Source organism: Franconibacter daqui, from assembly GCF_014644275.1.
GTDB lineage: Bacteria > Pseudomonadota > Gammaproteobacteria > Enterobacterales > Enterobacteriaceae > Franconibacter > Franconibacter pulveris.
In genome coordinates this window covers 340,600-359,939 of sequence record NZ_BMKJ01000001.1, presented here as the reverse complement: position 1 = coordinate 359,939, position 19,340 = coordinate 340,600, and the positions used below count along the sequence as shown (strand labels likewise).

The 19,340-nt window shown below is 50.0% G+C and carries 22 protein-coding genes, 1 tRNA gene and 1 pseudogene; 10 read left to right on the top strand and 14 right to left on the bottom strand.

All coding sequences use genetic code 11. The features are described from left to right. Position 1: 1 nt before the first annotated feature. Both IEX01_RS01715 and IEX01_RS01710 read right to left on the bottom strand, forming a co-directional pair. Entirely contained in the window at positions 2 to 382 is a 381-nt protein-coding gene (locus IEX01_RS01715; RefSeq protein ID WP_188723171.1) for a HumD family translesion DNA polymerase, read from the bottom strand. Then, positions 383 to 622, bottom strand: coding sequence for a DNA polymerase V (locus IEX01_RS01710; protein WP_188723170.1), 240 nt, complete (start codon positions 620 to 622; stop codon positions 383 to 385). A 526-nt stretch (positions 623 to 1,148) separates the two neighbouring features. Between IEX01_RS01710 and IEX01_RS01705 the strand changes: the two genes are divergently transcribed. The 3 genes from IEX01_RS01705 to IEX01_RS01695 are packed head-to-tail and all read left to right on the top strand — an operon-like array spanning position 1,149 to position 3,885. Continuing rightward, positions 1,149 to 1,511: a GtrA family protein gene (locus IEX01_RS01705; protein WP_188723169.1), complete on the top strand. Its 363-nt coding sequence runs from the start codon at positions 1,149 to 1,151 to the stop codon at positions 1,509 to 1,511. Then, a complete protein-coding gene (locus tag IEX01_RS01700) occupies positions 1,508 to 2,428 on the top strand; it encodes a glycosyltransferase family 2 protein (RefSeq protein ID WP_188723168.1) in 921 nt (306 codons plus the stop codon). Before IEX01_RS01705 ends, IEX01_RS01700 begins: the two co-directional genes overlap by 4 nt. Next, on the top strand, positions 2,425 to 3,885 hold the full coding sequence (locus IEX01_RS01695; RefSeq protein ID WP_188723167.1) for a glucosyltransferase domain-containing protein: 1,461 nt from the start codon (positions 2,425 to 2,427) through the stop codon (positions 3,883 to 3,885). Before IEX01_RS01700 ends, IEX01_RS01695 begins: the two co-directional genes overlap by 4 nt. 302 nt (positions 3,886 to 4,187) lie before the next feature. On the opposite strand, the gene IEX01_RS01690 is transcribed toward IEX01_RS01695, so the two are convergent. The 8 genes from IEX01_RS01690 to IEX01_RS01655 all read right to left on the bottom strand — a co-directional run bounded on the left by IEX01_RS01690 (position 4,188) and on the right by IEX01_RS01655 (position 10,143). Continuing rightward, complete coding sequence (locus tag IEX01_RS01690; protein ID WP_188723166.1) at positions 4,188 to 4,601, bottom strand: tail fiber assembly protein; 414 nt, start codon at positions 4,599 to 4,601, stop codon at positions 4,188 to 4,190. Between the two features lie 2 nt (positions 4,602 to 4,603). Beyond that, positions 4,604 to 5,359: a gp53-like domain-containing protein gene (locus IEX01_RS01685; protein WP_188723165.1), complete on the bottom strand. Its 756-nt coding sequence runs from the start codon at positions 5,357 to 5,359 to the stop codon at positions 4,604 to 4,606. Between the two features lie 326 nt (positions 5,360 to 5,685). Beyond that, positions 5,686 to 6,390 carry a hypothetical protein gene (locus IEX01_RS01680; protein WP_188723164.1) on the bottom strand — a complete coding sequence of 235 codons (705 nt, stop codon included), beginning with the start codon at positions 6,388 to 6,390 and terminating at the stop codon, positions 5,686 to 5,688. A gap of 1 nt (position 6,391) precedes the next feature. Continuing rightward, entirely contained in the window at positions 6,392 to 7,810 is a 1,419-nt protein-coding gene (locus IEX01_RS01675; protein WP_188723163.1) for a ubiquitin-activating E1 FCCH domain-containing protein, read from the bottom strand. Next, entirely contained in the window at positions 7,807 to 8,139 is a 333-nt protein-coding gene (locus IEX01_RS01670) for a hypothetical protein (protein ID WP_188723162.1), read from the bottom strand. The genes IEX01_RS01675 and IEX01_RS01670 overlap by 4 nt, the downstream gene beginning before the upstream one ends. Then, positions 8,136 to 8,852: a hypothetical protein gene (locus tag IEX01_RS01665; RefSeq protein ID WP_188723161.1), complete on the bottom strand. Its 717-nt coding sequence runs from the start codon at positions 8,850 to 8,852 to the stop codon at positions 8,136 to 8,138. Before IEX01_RS01665 ends, IEX01_RS01670 begins: the two co-directional genes overlap by 4 nt. Beyond that, positions 8,849 to 9,868 carry a hypothetical protein gene (locus IEX01_RS01660; protein WP_188723160.1) on the bottom strand — a complete coding sequence of 340 codons (1,020 nt, stop codon included), beginning with the start codon at positions 9,866 to 9,868 and terminating at the stop codon, positions 8,849 to 8,851. Before IEX01_RS01660 ends, IEX01_RS01665 begins: the two co-directional genes overlap by 4 nt. Further along, entirely contained in the window at positions 9,868 to 10,143 is a 276-nt protein-coding gene (locus IEX01_RS01655; RefSeq protein WP_188723159.1) for a phage baseplate plug family protein, read from the bottom strand. Before IEX01_RS01655 ends, IEX01_RS01660 begins: the two co-directional genes overlap by 1 nt. 117 nt (positions 10,144 to 10,260) lie before the next feature. On the opposite strand from IEX01_RS01655, the gene IEX01_RS01650 reads away from it, so the two are divergent. The 5 genes and pseudogenes from IEX01_RS01650 to IEX01_RS01630 form a co-directional block, all read left to right on the top strand. After that, entirely contained in the window at positions 10,261 to 11,289 is a 1,029-nt protein-coding gene (locus tag IEX01_RS01650; RefSeq protein ID WP_229701799.1) for a hypothetical protein, read from the top strand. Between the two features lie 3 nt (positions 11,290 to 11,292). Further along, the gene (locus IEX01_RS01645) at positions 11,293 to 11,730 is read left to right on the top strand and encodes a hypothetical protein (RefSeq protein ID WP_023327272.1); all 438 of its coding nucleotides are present in this window, start codon (positions 11,293 to 11,295) and stop codon (positions 11,728 to 11,730) included. Positions 11,731 to 11,732: 2 nt separating this feature from the next. Continuing rightward, positions 11,733 to 12,317 (top strand): hypothetical protein, encoded by a 585-nt coding sequence (locus IEX01_RS01640; RefSeq protein WP_188723158.1) that lies wholly within the window; start codon positions 11,733 to 11,735, stop codon positions 12,315 to 12,317. A gap of 123 nt (positions 12,318 to 12,440) precedes the next feature. After that, entirely contained in the window at positions 12,441 to 12,827 is a 387-nt protein-coding gene (locus IEX01_RS01635) for a hypothetical protein (RefSeq protein ID WP_229701798.1), read from the top strand. After that, positions 12,802 to 13,131: pseudogene (locus IEX01_RS01630) on the top strand (site-specific integrase); the annotation flags it as partial. The gene IEX01_RS01635 and the pseudogene IEX01_RS01630, both read left to right, overlap by 26 nt. Positions 13,132 to 13,146: 15 nt before the next feature. Here IEX01_RS01630 and IEX01_RS01625 read toward each other — a convergent pair. Further along, positions 13,147 to 13,223, bottom strand: a tRNA-Arg gene (locus tag IEX01_RS01625). A gap of 208 nt (positions 13,224 to 13,431) precedes the next feature. Here IEX01_RS01625 and folD point away from each other — a divergent pair. Continuing rightward, positions 13,432 to 14,298 carry a bifunctional methylenetetrahydrofolate dehydrogenase/methenyltetrahydrofolate cyclohydrolase FolD gene (folD, locus tag IEX01_RS01620; protein WP_188723157.1) on the top strand — a complete coding sequence of 289 codons (867 nt, stop codon included), beginning with the start codon at positions 13,432 to 13,434 and terminating at the stop codon, positions 14,296 to 14,298. A gap of 1 nt (position 14,299) precedes the next feature. Beyond that, a complete protein-coding gene (gene ybcJ, locus IEX01_RS01615; RefSeq protein WP_188723156.1) occupies positions 14,300 to 14,512 on the top strand; it encodes a ribosome-associated protein YbcJ in 213 nt (70 codons plus the stop codon). An 83-nt stretch (positions 14,513 to 14,595) separates the two neighbouring features. Here the strand turns inward: ybcJ and budC are convergent, their stop codons facing one another. The 3 genes from budC to IEX01_RS01600 form a co-directional block, all read right to left on the bottom strand. Then, a complete protein-coding gene (budC, locus tag IEX01_RS01610) occupies positions 14,596 to 15,360 on the bottom strand; it encodes a meso-2,3-butanediol dehydrogenase (protein ID WP_048887215.1) in 765 nt (254 codons plus the stop codon). 224 nt (positions 15,361 to 15,584) lie between these two features. Next, positions 15,585 to 18,440, bottom strand: coding sequence for an FKBP-type peptidyl-prolyl cis-trans isomerase (locus tag IEX01_RS01605; protein WP_188723155.1), 2,856 nt, complete (start codon positions 18,438 to 18,440; stop codon positions 15,585 to 15,587). Between the two features lie 169 nt (positions 18,441 to 18,609). Continuing rightward, a complete protein-coding gene (locus IEX01_RS01600; RefSeq protein WP_125454190.1) occupies positions 18,610 to 19,164 on the bottom strand; it encodes a YuaE family lipoprotein in 555 nt (184 codons plus the stop codon). Positions 19,165 to 19,340 lie beyond the last annotated feature (176 nt).

The window sequence follows — 19,340 nt, the reverse complement described above, 5'->3', positions numbered from 1 at the left end:
CTCACATCACCGGCGAATCGTCGAACTCCCCTCCCCGCGCATCATTAATGACATACGTCACCACGCCATAAACCTGACGCGTGTCGTCATCCTCGACCGGAAGCGGCCATGAAAAGTTTGGGTGGTCTATATCCTGCAGGCAGCGGCGAGAGATTAGCTTAAGCCGACGAAGCACCAGCTCCCCTTCATAAGCACATACAACGATTGAGCCATCACATGGGGTAACGCTCATATCGACGACCAGCAGAGCACCGTTAAGGATGCCAGCCTTCCAGTAGGTATTGCTGGCGCGAAGGAAGTAAGTGGATGCCGGACTCCTGACGCAGAGCGCGTCGAGCGATATCTTTGGCTCAAGATAATCTGTAGCGGGGCTGGCGAACATTCACAGCCCTCCGTTCGGGTTGTAAAGCGCGAACGTACGGTTCTCGCCCTCTTCCGTCGAGACGTCTTTGAACGTGCTGACGCTTAACTCTATCCATCGATTGGCCTCACGCATCGTCCACATCCAGTTAACAGCGTGAAGCTCTTCAACGAATCGACTGGTCGTTACAACCCGGCGCCCACTCTTATCTATCTCCATAGCGTTACGAAACGCGAACTCAATATCTTCTCTGCGCGGCATATCCCCTCCCAATAAAATTATACTGTTTGGATATACAGTAGTTTTATCGAGATGGGAGATCAAGACGGAGCGGCCTATTGATCTATCGCGCTGATATTGATTAAGCGCTCAAGTGACTGTACCCTTTGGTCTTCATAAGAGGTCATATCCCATGAATACATTTACTAGATTTGGACACTGGTTTATCAGGGCGATGGGGGTTGCATGCCTGTTAATGCTAATAACAGGCATTTCCTCCGCGAAAGGTTTTGTTGGTATTGATATCGCTATGATAGCGATATGGTTGTGGGATGAGTATTCGCTATGGAAGCACAAGCAATAGCTATTTACTGGAAAATAAATCCTCAAGCCTGCTAATTCTGGCTTCCAGTTTCTGCCGTTCTCGCTTGTGAAAGAAATCCCTTCGAAGTGGGCTGCCTACAGACAGCAAAAAAAAGCCGGAACGGGTGTCTTATTTTTGGTTGTGTCGATCAATATCCGTTGTAATGCTACACTTCTGTCCTTTCCGAATTCACTGATTTCAATAATGTTAAAGTCATTCGCCAAGTACACGTCTATAGGCGTTATTAACACGCTCATTCATTGGGTGGTATTCGCTGTTTGCATCTATGTATTCCACACAGGACAGGCTCTCGGTAACTTCGCCGGGTTCGTTGTGGCAGTTAGTTTCAGTTTCTTCGCTAATGCTCGATTCACCTTTAACAGATCTACCACGACTACGCGCTACATGCTTTACGTGGGCTTCATGGGGTCGCTTAGCGCAGCTGTTGGATGGGCTGCTGATAAATGCTCTCTCCCGCCAGTTGTGACACTGGTCGTGTTCTCAGCTATAAGCCTGGTGTGCGGGTTTATCTATTCGAAATACATCGTCTTCAGGGAAGCGAAATGAAGATTTCACTTGTGGTTCCTGTCTTCAATGAAGAAGACACTATCCCTATTTTCTATAAAACCGTCAGGGAATATGAGCTTCTTAAATCGTTTGAGGTGGAAATCGTATTCATCAATGACGGAAGTAAGGACGCTACAGAGTCAATTATCAACGCGCTGGCTGTGTCAGATCCGTTAGTCGTGCCTTTGTCCTTTACTCGCAACTTCGGGAAAGAACCAGCCCTTTTCGCAGGCCTAGACCACGCAACCGGCGACGCGGTTATTCCAATTGATGTAGATTTGCAGGACCCGATTGAGGTCATCCCGCAGCTGATAGAACGCTGGCGGGCTGGCGCAGATGTCGTTTTAGCTAAACGCACTGACAGATCGACAGATGGGCGACTGAAGCGCAAGAGCGCCGAAATGTTCTATAAGCTGCACAACAAAATCAGCAATCCACAGATTGAAGAGAATGTTGGTGATTTCCGGCTCATGACGCGTGAAGTTGTAGAAAATATAAAGGTTATGCCAGAAAGAAATCTTTTCATGAAAGGCATATTGAGTTGGGTTGGCGGTCGTACAGATGTTGTCGAATATGTAAGAGCCGAGCGTGTTGCAGGAGACTCGAAGTTTAATGGCTGGAAACTGTGGAATCTTGCTCTTGAAGGGATCACTAGTTTCTCAACATTTCCTCTACGTATATGGACGTACATAGGTTTATTTGTTGCCGGGATTTCTTTTTTATATGGCTCATGGATGATTATGGACACCCTTGCTTTCGGTAACCCGGTTAGAGGCTATCCATCACTGCTAGTTTCCATACTTTTCCTTGGTGGCGTACAACTTATTGGCATAGGTGTTCTTGGGGAGTACATAGGAAGGATTTATATCGAAACCAAAAAAAGACCTAAATATATAATTAAAGGGACGAGAAAATGAAAAAGAACATAAAAATATATTTATTTTTTACATTAATCATGGCGCTGCCTATCATCATTGCAAACGTTTACTACAGTGATGATTTGAGCCGAGCAATGAGCGGTGTTACTTATTGGGGTATTGATGGCAGACCATTATCTGACAGACTGATGGTTATTTTGAACTTTAATAGTCACCTATCTGATTTGGCACCACTCCCTCTAATTCTTGGTTGTATTTTGCTATCATCCTCTTTTTATATGCTGCATGAGAAATTATTCAATGGAGATAACCATTTCGTATTGCTTCCATTGGCATTCTTCATAAGCCCATTTCTTATAGAGCCATTGTCGTACAGATTTGACAGCCTTACCATCTGCGCTTCCATTTTTATGGCTTTCGCTTACATATCCATAAGTCATAAAATTGGTGTCATCCATTACATAATGAGTTCGGCCTTTGTAGTGATGTTGTTCAGCCTGTATCAGCCGACAATTAACATTGCACTTATTTTAATTTCAATAGAGCTGTTCCGTAAAGTTCAACAAAAGGAATTGCCATTTAAGATATTAAAAACAATTCTATTTAGGCTATGCACTGTCGCTACCGGCGCTATTTTTTACATGAAGGTGGTGTTACCTGTAACGCATGTTAATGATAACTCACTAAACCACCCAGGAATTGCATCAGATATGATGCACATCATAAGCGTTAATATTTCTACATATTATGATTTCTTTACTGAAAATGTAACGCCTGCCTATGGCGATGTTTTCGTAATTCTGTCATTTGCGGTATCTTTGCTGTTATCCGTAGCCCTCTCATTTTTTTACCAAATGCAATACAGAACAAGAATATCTGCATTGGTTTGTGCGGTATCTATACTGGCAGTGCCATTATCTTTTGTTGCATCAATGGTATCACTTTTATTATTGGAGAATCCTTTACCATACTTCGCAAGAGTATATATAGGAATAAATGCATTAACTCTATTTGTTTTTGCACTAATATATTTATGCATTAAAAACACCAAGATCACTAATGTGTTGTTAATGGTGTGCCTTTCTTACATTATTACGTTTTATTATTCATACGGTAACGCATTAAAGGCACAGGATGAAAAAAACAAGCAGATTGCTAATGTCATAGGGTTTGCACTCAAGGATATTAACCAAAACACAGTTAATGTAATGTTCGATGGGGTCTCTACAAAATCACCAGTTCTATTAAACTCTATTCAAAACTATCCTTTGTTTAAAAGAATAGTCTTGGATTATTTTTATAACTGGTATGGCTCCCATGTTTATCTAAAAACATTGGGCATAAACCAAAATTACCCCAACTTCAATAGCAAAGAGGTCATGTCATTTATGGAATCATATTGCTCCTTGCCAAAAATATACACATCAAATGAGATGAATATATACCAAAAAGGAGAGAATGTGATGGTTAGCTTTAAAGGTTCTCAGTGCCATTAAAGAAAGAAACGCCCATTGCTCCGTGCGATGGGCGTTTTGTTTGCATTAGGTTAATTCCTCACCTGCATTATTTGTGAAAATTAAATATATAAACATATTTTTCCATTTGTTTAATACTTTACTTTTCATACCGGCTCGTCAAAATCGCATTCAGGGCAGATCCAGCACAGAAAACCATACCTCATACCCTGATACATTTGCGACCCACAGATAGGGCAAAATCTTACAGCGACAGACTCCGTTGATGTCTGCGATTCGTTTGGCTGTAACGCTTCATTATCTGACATGTCTTTCTCCATTAATTACGGGTATTGAGCGATAATCGCCGCTCTGTCGCTGGAATACTGTGCTTTTCTGGTGTTGATTTGAGCCAGGACTACATCCTTTTTCGCTGTTTCATTTATGCCGTCATTAACGGCAGCCGCAAGCCATGCTCTGTTAAGCTTCTCAATATCATCCTGATAAGTGACGCTTAAAGATGCCAGTGCCGCCTTGCGTAATTCCGAGTTTGGAATTGGGGGAGTATCAACCCATGATGGATTACCTTCACTATCTGCGACTCTCACTTTGCCAGGAGGTGGGTTTTGAAATGCTGCAAAAGTCGCTTCATCAACTTCAACTCCATTTGCTGGCCACATTCCTGCAGCTACATAATCGTCCCTCAATGCAAATGGATAAAATGCATTAGTTACTGCGTCATATAGATACGAATTCATTTTTATTTTCCTATTGCAATCCAGTTAGCACCAGCCCCTGCACCGCTTGTACGCGAGCTCATTAAATAAAAAGCCAGAAGCCCCCCACCTGCAGGTGTTGTTGCGAATGCTGGACAATCTGCAGCCCCTGTAGCTGCGGTATCAAATGACGTCGCAATGCGATAACTAACAGTAAATGGAATTGGGAAGGTTATGGTGGTTGGGAACCCAACAGGCCCTGAAATGCTCGTTCCTGTTTGAATTATTGTTCCATCAGGAAACTTAATCCAGCCCGACCCTGAGGTAAAGTTTGCCATGGTTGGAATTTGGCCTGCGCCATTACCTGTGTTTTTTGTTGCTGCATTACCTAGGCCCAAGTTGGATTGAGCCGCAGATACCGCTGCTGATCCAGCAGCAGCTATCTCTGACAGATTATTTGCGATCTGGAGAGATAACGCTGTTTGTGCCAGCAAAGACAGGGTACCTGCGGTCATCATATTTGCTGCTATGTCGTTTGCAGACCATGCTCGTGCAGTTGTGCCTTCCTGCCCGCGACTTATAGTCATCGTGTCGCCAGTTCTGGCTGTCACGTGAACAATTTCAGTTAATTGCCCGGTAGCGGCATCTACGAGCGTGAGTTTAAAATAACTAACGCCAGAAGAAGGAGATGGAAATAACGCACCGGTACCTGTGTTAACCGTCATTGTTGTTGCTGAAGCGCTGATTCCTGCTGCCAGTACAGTTTGAGCATTGTTGGCGGCTAAAAGTGTGAGTGCCATTTATCCTCCGGGATTCGGGCAGAAATAACCCTCTGTTAGGGTTATTGATGTTATGATTAACTTAAATTAATTTCATATGAGGTATAAAATGAAAAGCTATACAGTATCTATCCTGAAGATTCTGTTATCTTCGGTCAGCACATTAACAATCATACTATCTGCATTTATGATATATCTTATTTTCGATATGTGGGTTCATGAAGGAATTCCACCATTCGAAAATTTAAAGTTCAGTGTCGCTTTGTTTTTTACAATAATATTATTGCTTGTAATGTGTCAGTGCATTAAATTCTACACCGACATAGCAATAGATTCACGTAATAATTCTAGCCGATAATTGTCACCGTTACCGGTAGGTAAAATGGCATATGAAGCAGGCCACTATCAAAGGCCTGCTTGAACAACGCAGCATATTCATAGTCAGTGCTTTTTATTAGCACACTGTTTCTCTGGTTGAACGATCTTGTGTTATACGCGAAGCCATTGAACATTGCTGTAGAAGTAAGTTTTCTATACCCCTTGATAATAGAAATGCTGGCCCCGCCACCAGAGAACAAAACAGAAATACTCCACCGCTGGTCATTCACAACATCCACCCCATCAACACCGGTCAAAAACCGCATTATCCGGCGCTTCAGCCACGGGATAGTGAAGTAGTACCCATCACCCTTGTAGAAGTTCCATGTCATGATTCGCTTGAACAGATCATCGGAGACAACAACCTGCTCGGACTGATTCACCACCTTCCGACCATTGAATGGCAACTGGTTAAACAGCATGGCATTGTACGGGCCGTAAACGGTTCGCTTCCCACTGATAAGCACCGGCGGCTTAACGCCATAAATCCCTCTGGCTATCCATTTCAGCTGGTCTCCAGCATTGTATCCTCCAACAAATATCGGCAGGTTGGCGTTAATCAACCATGAATAAATTTCCTGAGCCATGGTGTTGTATGCAGTGACGAACGCCTGAAGATCATCATCGTCGTTATACTGCGTATAGAGGTATGATTTAATGATATCTTCCAGCATGTTATATCCCGTCGACAATCACCCCACCTGAGGCAATGTACCAGTAACTGTATGGGTCGCCGCTGATGATGCTCGTACCGGCGTCCACGCCTGTGATAACGCCGTTCACAGTCACAATAACATTCAGGGTTGAGATAAGGCTCATATCCAGAGTTCCATTAATGGACTGAAGGAATACATCCTTAACGTTATTGATGTTCATCGGGTTACCGGCAAATATTCCGTTCACATAGTTAATCACCGGCTGCGACACAAGGGAGGCTATCGTGGCATCCGTCAGATAATTTGCGCTCTCTGTCGCCCATTCAAACTTGATAGTCACCAACTGCTGGAGCGGCACAACAAACGGGATCCGGTAGTTATCTGGCCAGTCGTTTATTGTTACGACGTTATTTCTCAGATTAGGCGTAACGACTCCGCCACCGGTCCAGGTTCCTGAGGAAGTGGTGTTAATGCCTATAGAGAAGGTGTGGGGGCTCAACACGGTGACGGTCAGAGGCACGTTATTGATGCCGCTCATTCCGGTAACGCCGGTTATATTAATAACCTGTCCAGAACTGAATCCGTGGGTGATATCAGTCGTTACAACGCCAGGGTTAGCATTGGTAATGCCCGTTACATTCAGGTCTGTACCTTTAAGTCTGCTGATGTCGCCAGCTGACTTATAGATAGCCCCGGCCATTTCATAGATATCTCCGCCACCGCACATCACAATCCATGCATTGCCGCTCTGAACCACGGAAACCAGCCGGGCCTGAACATTGCTCAGGTCGGTTAGCTTCTGACGGATAAAGCCCGGGTAACCCTGAACTGTTGACATCTGACCTTCCCAGACACGCTCGCGAAACTCGTAGTTAGTTTCTGGCGTCCCGCCTGGCGTGCCGGCAACAGGGTTGGTACAGGTCAGGGTAATATCTGACGGCAGACTGGTAAGTATCTGGTTAACAGATCCTGCGGGTACAGCCCATGACCCGGTGTTTGTCGCAGCACCGGTTACCATTGAGCTGACACCTGATGACAAAATTATTGTCGCGTCGGCAATCTGATAGGTATAGGTGCCATCACTAACCAGAAACCCCTGGGGTATTACGAATCCTGCAGGACCGGAAAAAACAACTGGTACTGTCGTTGAACCTTGCGTTTTTTGCGGGCTGATACCTGACTGCTGCGCCAGTAGGTTCAGCATGTACATATTCGCTTTCAGCGGTCCAACAGAGTTTATGAGGTCTACGCGGATCTGATCGGCAATGAGCAGCGCGCCAACGTCGGTACCGACTATATCCTCAATCAGCGATCCAGGGAGGTCCGTAGTAATACCGGGTGATAACTCAGTGGCTCTGGAAACCAAATCTGCGCGCAGTTCTTCGGATGTTTTCGGCACTGGCCCGGCTGCGCCATAGCTGACGGACAAATCACTCATACGTTCACCGTTGTGATAATTTTAGAACCGGCGTTCGTTATCGCCGAAATGTTGTATACTGGCGGGTCATCACTCACTAGGGCGATCTGCAGCGATGAGAAATACTGACTAAATTGCCGTTGAAGCCTGTCAACATAGTAGGTTGGCAGCACCTGCTGAATGACCGAGCCCTGCGCCGGAATGCCATTATTTGCAAAAAATGGTGACTCCTGCGGCGCCAGCTTCAGATTCTGGATCAGCGTCGTAAGATAGATGGAGTCGTTGAAGCCATTTTCATCCGGCACCACTAGCACCCACTTGCCATTTGCATCTCTCCCGTAGGTTCTCATTGCGTGATATTCCCGTTGAAAATGGTGGTTGGGACGCCGGTGTTTGAACCGCCATTACCGTTTGAATGATGATGAGAATTCAGCCATGCAACCAGGGCGGCCCAACCGGTATGCATAATCGCCGGGCTGGTGCTGGCGGTTGAGTCCTGCAACTTCCCGCTCTGTCCTGTGATGCTCCACATTCCCTGCGTAAGTGTTAGCACCGTATTGCCGACTGTTACCTTAAACAAATCGACGGCCGCAATCGTCACGCTGTCAGGCGTTAACAGAAACGTCGTGTTGCTTCCCTGGTCACGGATAGTCACACCCTCAGGACCGTAGATAGTGACAACGTTCCCGTCGACGACTTCCCATTCGGTGTTACTGATCGGCAGATATACCAGAGCGCTCAGGTTGGCCGGAGGGGTTAGGTCAGCGACACCGCCGCCCTGGCCGCTAACGCCGCCAAGATAGGTATCAGCTGGAATAACAATGCCTTTATCGCCGGACTGCATCGGATATCGAATGTACTGCGGGCCGAAGAGCGGGATCGTTACATTAGGGAAAGCGTATGGCGTGTCATGCAGCTCGAAGGCCACCGTTACCATATTGCCTTTCTGCTCAACAATGCTGGCGGGAAGTATTTTCCCGGCAGCCTGAAACGCCTCATTAAACTTTTGCTCGGCAAACCTGTTCATGTTCCGGCCGAAATTAAGCTTCTGGTCGACACTCATTTTGTCTTAACCGCCTCCGCCGGGTATGCCTCAATCACAGTAATCCACGCTTCAGCTGTTGGTTGCCTGCTGTTACCCAGCAACCTAACCGATTGCACGACGAACTCACCGTTAAAGGCTGAGTCATCGCGAAACTGGGAGTAAGAAGACGCCTGAATCATCGGCCTGGCCTTTTCCGGCATCAGGATATGGTCGCCAGTCTGCAGGTCTGCGCGCATGACGCAGACGACGCTGACAACGCCAAAGCTGATCCACGTTGGCTGGCCGATAAGGTCATTGAAATTTATCTGGACAGGATTTTTACTCCTTTCCGTCGCGCTGGTTTTCGAGCCCTGATCTGGATGGTTAGCGTAATCGTTATCCCACACCCGGATTTCGTTACCGTTGACCACGGCAATTTCGACGCCTGTATAGCCTGAGTCTTTGATGCGGGACAGCGAAAACGCCCGCAGGTTTTTTGCCAACTCAGCGAGGGAGCCGCAGAACATCGGGCGATCGTAATTTAGCGTCAGTCTGTCGCTGATGCTTATGTTCGGCGTAAAGCCGCCCATCGTCATGACACATTGTGTCAGTGCAACGGAGAGTTTCTGCCCCATAGACCATGGCATGGTGATTTGGAGAGGAACCATTTGCCCGCGGGTCGTGGTGTTAACCGGTCCTGCGACAATGATGAAGTCCAGCCGCAACTCTGTACCCTGCCAGTTGCCGAAAACCTGAAAAATGGTCCCCTCAATGGCAAGCTTTTTATCCCACACTCCCGCCAGCGGCAGTCCTTTCGACATCCCGGCAAAGATCTGAATTCGCTTCCCGTAAAGGTTCTGTCTGGCCTGCTGCATGTCTTTTGGGCCTATACCCCATACAGTCAGGTGCGTTTCCCCTGCTGGCGTGGATTCGCCAAATCGCATGATGTCGAACTCGACCATCAGCGCACCAGGGTTATAGACTCCATTCTTCAGGCTGGAATATTGCTGGATTAAGGTGTCGCCATCAAAAATATTAATTTCGTAATAGCGCATCAGCTCGTTACCTCAATCTGCCCTTTCTTTTCACGCCAGATCATGGTCGTCGATGTGAACACCCCATTCAGAAGGTTTATTCCCCCGGAGGATGTCGAGCCCACAACAGCAGTATTCAGCACCGGATTTCCGGCGCTGTTAGTGATCAGCAAATACCAGCGCTGCGCGGCGATGTTCCACTTCATCTGACAGGTGTACACCGTACCGTCGAGAACCGGCGCGAACGTCATGCTCTTCCTTTCAAGCCCGGTAAACGGGTAATTGACAGTGCTCATATGCCAAATACCCCCTGCAGCTTGCCGATCACGCCTGTCACCGCTTCAGTGACCGAGCCACCGAGTGATGTGTTGCCCAGAGCGCTGACGGTAACAGACCCTGGCACGGCAACAGTTATGGGTGCAGTGAAAACCGTAGCAGCAAACGAAATCATCGAGATGAACACCACGTTCTGGGCGCAGGGCACAACCCGTGCGGTCTACGTGCTGGAGCTGGGTGATGTGTCCGTCTCTGCCGCTGTGGCTGCACTGGCCGACTTCATCGATGAAGACATTTCTCTGGGTAACACCTACCAGAAATTCTTCTCGTATCTGGTGCCGCGCGAGTGGGACGGTGAGACGACGTTTAAAACCCTGACTGGCCTGTATACCAGCCCGGCGTCACTGGTGTATTTCTTCATCACCACTACGACAGCCACTTATCCGGACTGGGTCGCAACCAAGAACAAATCTGTGTGTGCAGGCGTGGAATCGCCAAACATCCCAGCAGGCGAGTTTTCCATGGCGTTCCCGTTCCAGTCCTCTCTGGCAAACGACCCTGGCTCGTCAAACATGGTGCCGCCGATGGCGTACCGATTTGGTTACGGGGTTACAGAGTATCCGGTAGAAGGTAATGGCACGCTGCTTAAACAGCTCCAGGACAACAGCATCAACTACGTCGGCACTGCCGCGGAAGGTGGGCTGAGCAACAAAATGCTGGTGGCAGGCCACATGCTGGACGGCAATCCGTTCAACTACTGGTATTCAGTGGCGTGGACTGCAATCAACCTCGAACTCGATCTGGCAAACGAAATCATCAACGGGTCAAACACCACTGTTAACCCGCTGTACTACGAGCAGAACGGTATCGACCGCCTGCAGCGCCGCGCGCTGAAGACTCTGCGCAACGGCATCAGTTACGGCCTGATCCTCGGGCGCGTGATTGGTACCGGCCTGACGCAGCAGGACTTCAACACCGAATACGAGAAAGGCACGTATGCCGGTAACGCGGTGATCAACGCCGTGCCGTTCGCGAATTACACCAGCCTGAATCCGTCCGATTACGCCGCTGGAAAATACGCTGGCCTGAGCGCCGTAATGACGCCGCGCCGCGGCTTCGAATCCATCACGTTTAACGTGAACGTAACCAACTTTGTAGGGGCGTAAAAAATGGCAAACCCATTAGTACCGCAGGGATTCCTCAATCGTGTACGCGGCGCGGTGTCAGTAACTGACGTTCCGGCGCTGAACATCACCGCCTCTTACCTTGGCAAGGACGCCATCAGCATGCGTCCTGATGGCCCGGCGACGGACATTATCCCGACACTGACCGGCACCGTAGGCAGCCAGGCGCCATATCAGCAGGTGACCGTCACTGTACATCTGCTGCGCACGCAAGGCCTCAGCGACAGCTACAAAAACCGCTTCGCCACCGATACAGCGCTGGGCGAGGTGGTGATCACCCCGGATGCGAACACGCTCAGCAACTTCACCGTGCTTAACGCTTACCTGGTGAACTTCAACGAGCTGCCTTTTACCGGTATGGATGCCGGGTACGTGGTGACCATCAGCGGTTATATCCTGGCTAACGACAATATGTGGGTCTGATTGTGAAAATAGACAAAAAGCTCAACCTGGTAACAAACATCACCCGGGAAGACGGGTCAGTCGTGTACCTGCATGTGACTCCGTTCCCGTATGAGGTGGTTGAAGAGCATTGTCTGCTGCTGGGCAACCTGTTCACAAACTTCATCTCACAGGTCGGCGGCTTGGGCGCGGCGCGCGTTGCCGCGATGATGCTCCGTAAAAAGCTACAGCGCGAGCAGGAGCTGAGAGACGAAGCTAACCAGCAGGCCCCAACCATCGTTGACGAGATCCAACGCCTTACATCTGTGGTCTGGAATGACGGCGGAACCTGGAAAACAACATCATTCGACGCCGCTATGAAGCAGGGGATCATCTCCTCTGACGAATACCGCGAAGTTGAAGGTGAGGTGGTTTTTTTTATGGTTTCCTCTGCCATTCAGAAAGCACACCTGATCGCCCCGACGGTGGGCTCAGTGATCGGCATGTTCGGTGGGCAACTCGTATCATTGAGCGTTACGGCGTTCCGCGATTCCTTGCAGACGTCGAATCCGCCTACCGATACCCAGACCCAGAATGCCCAGCCGGAAACGTCGCATATACCCTCCTAGACTGGGCGTCGAATGAGGGTTTCTGGCGGGTGATCAGGGAAGTCACAGGCGAAGAGTTCGCCAGCCCGGCGCAGTACCGCCAGCGTTACATCATTTCCGCGTTAAAAGACAGGGGTTCCTTCAATGGTGGCTAAGTCTATTGTCGATATTGACGTAAATGACGACAAGTTTGTCGCATTTATGGAGAGGTTTAAAGAATATCAGGCTGCACTTGAGGATCTTCCTGAAGCATGGCGCGGGCTGGCGCATGGCGCCACGGATGCTACCAAAGAGACGGTGAAAGCAAAAACAGAAGGTGACCTTCTGGCTAAAGCTTTTTCTGAGGGAGCAAGCGCGATTCTGTCGATAAATAGCGGACTTGAGCGGCTTACCGACAGCCTGGACCGGGCGAATAAAAGTCAGGAAGACTTCAACAAGAAAACCCGCTCATCAAAGGGTTTTTTGAGTGATGCAACGAAGGATGCTAAGTCTCTGGCCGGGCAACAGAGCAGACGGGACGCTGACTCCTGAAGTCAGGAAAATGAGACTGGACAGCTCAAGGTCGTGGGACTCTGCATGCAAACGAGCTGGCATAGAGGATTTCCGCTTTCATGACCTGAGACACACATGGGCATCATGGCTGATTCAGTCCGGCGTTCCCCTTTCTGTGCTGCAGGAAATGGGCGGGTGGGAGTCGATCGAAATGGTGCGGCGATATGCTCATCTGGCGCCAAACCATTTAACCGAGCATGCGAAGCAAATTGACTCAATTTTTGGCGTTTGTGTCCCAAATATGTCCCAACGGGAAAATATGGAGGCTGGAGGTAATGGGTAAGTGCTTGATTTAATATGGCGCGCCCTGCAGGACTCGAACCTGCGACCCACGGCTTAGAAGGCCGTTGCTCTATCCAGCTGAGCTAAGGGCGCATCGGGAAGATGCTTTCACGGTAAGAAGATGTTCAGCGCCGTGAAACGCGTGGAATTATACGGTGAGCGCCTTGTGAGTCAATGGCTTTCCGACTGCCCGCCTGCCTTTTAAGCATAAAGGCGCTTTCGGGACTGACAGCGCGGCCCGCTTCTGACAAAATATCAACATCCCCTCCCTTTTATCATTACAGATGGAATCCTCTCTCTGATGGCAGCAAAGATTATTGACGGTAAAACGATTGCGCAGCAGGTACGACACGAGGTTGCGGAAAAAGTACAGGCGCGCCTGGCGGCCGGAAAGCGTGCGCCTGGTCTCGCCGTTGTGCTGGTAGGCGCGAACCCCGCTTCGCAGATTTATGTCGCCAGCAAACGCAAGGCGTGCGAAGAGGTCGGTTTTCTCTCCCGCTCTTACGATCTGCCGGAAACCACCACCGAAGCGGAGCTTCTTACGCTTATTGATGAACTGAACGCCGATGCCGCTATTGACGGCATTCTGGTCCAGCTGCCGTTGCCGGCGGGCATTGACAATGTGAAAGTGCTGGAGCGCATCGCGCCTGATAAAGACGTGGATGGTTTTCATCCTTACAACGTGGGCCGTCTGTGCCAGCGCGCGCCGCGCCTGCGCCCCTGCACGCCGCGCGGCATCGTTACGCTGCTGGAACGCTACAACATTGATACTTACGGGCTGAACGCCGTGGTCATCGGCGCTTCCAACATTGTCGGCCGCCCGATGAGCATGGAACTGCTGCTGGCAGGCTGCACCACCACCGTCACCCATCGCTTTACCAAAAACCTGCGCCACCATGTAGAGAATGCGGACCTGCTGATCGTTGCGGTAGGCAAACCCGGCTTTATCCCTGGCGAGTGGATTAAAGAGGGCGCTATCGTTATCGATGTGGGCATCAACCGTCTTGAAAACGGCAAAGTGGTTGGCGACGTGGTGTTCGAAGATGCCGCCGCACGCGCTTCCTACATTACTCCGGTCCCGGGCGGCGTGGGTCCGATGACCGTCGCTACGCTCATTCAGAATACGCTACAGGCGTGTGTTGAGTACCACGACGTGGAAGGAGTATAAGATGACAACGTTCTCTCTTGGAAAACACCCGCACGTTGAACTGTGCGATTTGCTGAAGCTGGAAGGCTGGAGCGAAAGCGGCGCGCAGGCGAAAATCGTTATCAGCGAAGGCCTGGTGAAAGTGGACGGCACGGTGGAAACCCGCAAGCGCTGCAAAATCGTCGCCGGACAGACGGTCACGTTCGAAGGACAAAGCGTCACGGTTGTCGCCTGAGTTTAGCTTAAAGAAAAACCCGCCGGATGGCGGGTTTTTTACAGGGCGCGCAACGGCCTTCTTAGCCGCGGGTCCATACGGGGTTACGCCTGCGGCGGCTGGCCGTTAGAGGCCGTAAGGCCGCCATCCACCGGCAGATTAACGCCTGTGATATAGCGTGCGTCATCGCTTGCGATAAACGCGATAGCGTCGGCGATATCTTCCGGTTCGCCTGCGCGTTTAAGCGGGATCCGCTCGTAAAATTTTTGCAGCAGTTGCTCGTTCTGCTTCATCTCTTCAGTCAATTCGGTAAAAGTAAAGCCCGGACAGATAGCGTTAACGCGCACGCCGTCAGCGCCATAGTCCATCGCCAGCGCGCGGGTAAAGTTGGTAACAGCGCCTTTCGCCGCGTTATAGACGCTCATGCCCCAGTCGCCGCCAAGCCCGGAAACCGAAGAAATATTCACCACATTGCCTTTGGTTTTAAGCAGTTCTGGCATGAAGTAATGCGTGCAGTAGAAGACGCCGTTGAGATCGGTCCCCATCAGCGTCGCCCAGTCATCCAGCTTGATTTCATGAATGCGCCCCTGGACAATCACGCCAGCATTGTTCACCAGCACATCCACGCGGCCATACTCTTCCATCACGCGCTGCGCCAGGTTTTGTACCTCATCAGCATTCGAGACGTCGCAAGGTACGACCAGGTGTTTACCCTGCGAAAGCGTAGCCGCCACCTTCTCAAGTTTTTCTGGGGTGCGCCCCACCAGCACGACGCTTGCGCCTTCGCTGGCAAAGCGCTTCGCCGCGCCTGCGCCGATACCTGAACCTGCGCCCGTAATGACCACCACTTTCTGCTGAAAACGTGCCATATAACCTCCTGTTTGTTCTGCGATGATGCGTTTAATAACTTTATTAAGACTGGCATCCGGCGAGCGCATCGCAAGGCAGCAAACAGAATTTGCCGTTAACTTCTTGAATTGTTGTAGAAAGAAAAATTTAAAAAAATGTGACCGACGGCACAAATACGACAGTCGCTTCGTCTTTGGCAAGCGTCAAGGGTAGGTAAAATAACCCGGCCGAAGCCGGGTTAAGGTTATTTCGCCGCGGGTGTTGGCTGAACGATGCCAGCGGTTACGTCGACAATTTTAATGTCATAAACCATCGTTGAGTCAGGCGGAATATCCGGCAACCTGCCCTCTTCACCATACGCGAGCTGGGGCGGCACCACGATGCGCACTTCGCCATGGTTGTTAAGCACCGACAAAGCGGATTTAAAAAGCGGCGGGTAGTTATTAAGCGGTAGCGCCAGAACCGTGCCTTTTTGTGACATGTCGTTGATGACTTTGCCATTTGTCAGGCTTTCTCGGATAACTACGCCGACCGTGTCGCTATTTTTAATTTTGCCGCGTCCTTTATCGGCGATCAGATAGTAATAACCCATTGAGGCCTTTTTCACGCCCGGCTGTTTACTGAATTGGGTCATGAACCGATCGCCTTCGCTGTTAGCCGCTTTTTTAACCTTCGCCTCTTTCGCTCCGGACGTTTTGTCCAGTTCCTGAAGCACCTTAATAAGCTTATCCTGCGGGACTTTCAGCTGGCCGTTGATCATATCCGTCGCGCCGCTCAACACCTGCTGACGGCCGATGTGGTAGCCATAGCCCTCTTTGCTTTTCATCATGCCAATCATTTCCTGCGCCCAGAAGGCGCCAAGAGCATAATCGCGTATTTCATCATTGCTTTGTGGTTTGGCGGCAACCGTAGCGGCTGGCTTCGCTTTTTCCAGCGCAGCCAGCTGTTTGTTTTTCTCTTCAAGCTGCTTACTGGCATCCTGCCATTTGGCTTCCAGTTCATCCGCTTTTTTCTGGCTTACATTTAGATTCTGCTCGAGCGTGGTGTAGGCTTTTGTTTTGGCATCCTGTGCGGCGGTCAATTGGGTTACTTGTTTATTCAACTCATCCGTTCTTTTCTGGCTCTCCGCCAGTTGCTGCTGTAATTTTTCGGTCGCCTGCGTGCCTGCCGATTGCGCGGTAGTAAGGGCAGCAATCTCTTTTTCCAGCGCCAGCGACTTCTTCTGGCTTTCGAGTAGCCGCGCCTGCAGCTTGTTGCTCTCCTCGGCTTTGGCATTTTGTGCAGTAGTCAGTTCAGTAACTTGTCCTTTTAATTTCTGCGTCTCTTTCTGACTCTCAGCCAGCGACTGCTGTGCGGTAGTCAAGGCCTGGGCTTTGGCGGCCTGGCCTGCCGTTAGCTCTGCAATTTGTTGTTTAAGCGTCAGGATATCCTTGCCGCTGGCAGTAAGAGCCTGCTGAAGTCTGGCTAACTCCTGCGCGTTCGTTCCTTTTGAGGAGGCGAGGTCTTTCATCTGCGCTTTCAGCGTCTGCGCCTCTTGCTGGCTGGCGGCCAGCTGCTGCTGAAGACTGCCGCTTTCGTCAGATTTCATTCTCTGCGTTTCGGTGAGCGTGGCTACCTGTTTTGCCAGCGCCTGCGCTTTCTGTTCGCTTGCCGTCAGCGCCTGTTGCAGCCTGTCGCCTTCCTGCGCCCGGGCGTCCCTGGCGTTAGTGAGAGCAGTAATCTGCGCTTTCAGCGTCTGCGCCTCTTTCTGGCTGGCGGCCAGCTGCTGCTGAAGACTGCCGCTTTCGTCAGATTTCGTTTTTTGCGTTTCGGTGAGCGTGGCTACCTGTTTTGCCAGCGCCTGCGCTTTCTGCTCGCTTGCCGACAGCGCCTGTTGCAACCTGTCGCCTTCCTGCGCCCGGGCGTCCCGGGCGTTAGTGAGAGCAGTAATCTGCGCTTTCAGCGCCTGCGCCTCTTTCTGGCTGGCGGCTAAGGTTTGCTGGAGCTGCGCTAATACCTGCGCGCTGCCGCTTTTCGCCGCCGCCAGTTCCGACAGCTGTTTTTCCAACATCTGCGCCCGGGTTTCGCTTTGCTTCAGCTGCTGCTGAAGATTGCCGCTTTCGTCAGATTTCATTTTCTGCGTTTCGGTGAGCGTGGCGATTTGTTTTGCCAGCGCCTGCGCTTTCTGCTCGCTTGCCGCCAGCGCCTGTTGCAGCCTGTCGCTTTCCTGCGCCCGGGCGTCACGGGCGTTAGTCAGAGCAGTGATCTGCGCTTTCAGCGCCTGCGCCTCTTTCTGGCTGGCGGCTAAGGTTTGCTGGAGCTGCGCTAATACCTGCGCGCTGCCGCTTTTCGCCGCTGCCAGTTCCGACAGCTGTTTTTCCAACATCTGCGCCCGGGTTTCGCTTTGCTTCAGCTGGTTTTGAACCTGCTTAACCTGTTGCTCTTTATCGGTCTGCTTCTGAGCCTGCTGTGCGATTTGCGTTTCCAGCGATTGGTTTTTCTTCTGGCTTTCGTTCAGGGACTGCTGGAGACGGGTTATCTGCCCCGCTTTTTCATCCTGCCCGGAAACGGTAGCGGCAAGCTGCGCTTTCAGCGCCTGCAACGCTTTCTCATTTGCCTGCAGATCCCGGCGCGCCTTATCAAGCGCCTCTGCCCGGGCATTACGCGAAACGCGCAGTTCAGCAATTTGTCTTTGCAGCTCGGTGCTGAATTGCTGGCTTTCAGCCAGTTTCTTTTGAAGCTGCCCATGCTCTTGCGCTTTAGCATCGCGTGAGCCGGCAAGCTCAGCGAGTTGTTGCTGCAATTGTTTGTTTTGCTGCTGACTTTCGGCTAAAGCCTGCTGCAGACGCATCGAAGACTGCGCATCGTTATTCTTCCCCTGAGTCAGGGCGCTAAGCTGCTGTTGCAAAGCGGCAACCTGCTTTTCGCTTTCCGCTGCAGCCTGTTGCAGAGCGGCTTTCTCCGTCTGCCAGGTGCCTTTCGCGCTGGCAAGCTCCGCGCGCAGGCTCTCTATTATCGCCTGCTGGTCGCTTGTCGCGGTTGAAGCAGCAGCCTGCGCCGGCTTTTTAGGGCGAGGTTTCTTTGTGGATTTGCCGGAAGGATGTACTGTCGGTTCCGGCAAAGGGATCGGTTTGACCAGCAATAAATCGGGTATACCGCTCGATTGCGCGGTAATGGCATCCAGAGATTTCAGTGTTTTTTCGTTATTGCTGGCCTGAGCATAAGGCGCGACTGAGGCGCTAATCGTCAGAGGTAATACAAAAAAAAAATGGGTTTTAACTTAAACCGTTTCATCTCACGCTTTCTCCACGGCTAATTAAGCCTTGCTGGATAGCTTGCTCTATGTCGTTACATAATTTTTGCGTTTTATATTTATATAACGCGTCGAGTGTATCTCTTGTCTGGCCATTGATATCGCCGCGGACAGCGCTATAGGTTGAAGCATTATTCAAAAGTGTTTCGAAGGCTGCTTTTTTTGCGGCATAGGTTGAGGGATTGATTTTTGCGAGCGCGGCAAGCTCACGCTGACATATCGTCGCTGAACCTTCGCCAGCGCCCGGCGCTTCTGCTGCAGAAGGCGTGATTTGCGGCGTTGGCAGCGAGACGGATTGTGACGGCGCTGGCGCAACCTTTTCTGCAACGTGATCAGGCTCCTGCGGCTCGCCAGACTGACAGCCGCTTATGAGCAATACGCTTGTCATGGCCAGCACGTTTATTATTTGCGCCACAAAGCATTTTTTGAATTTATATATAATGTGCAAAGCATTACTCCATTGAATATTGTGGACCCGTGTAGCGATGGAATTCCTTTCGCCGACTAAAAAGAGATAAACAAGATTATCCACTAAAAATCAGCGTAAAAACAATCCTGGAAATTATAGGAATTCATGGGCAATATTCACGTTAATTATTTTTAAATATTAATTAATTATTAATAATTATATCTTCCTGAATATATTCTTATTTATTGATTTCCATTACTATAAAAACGCTAGCCAATCCGTTTTTACCAGACTCTCAG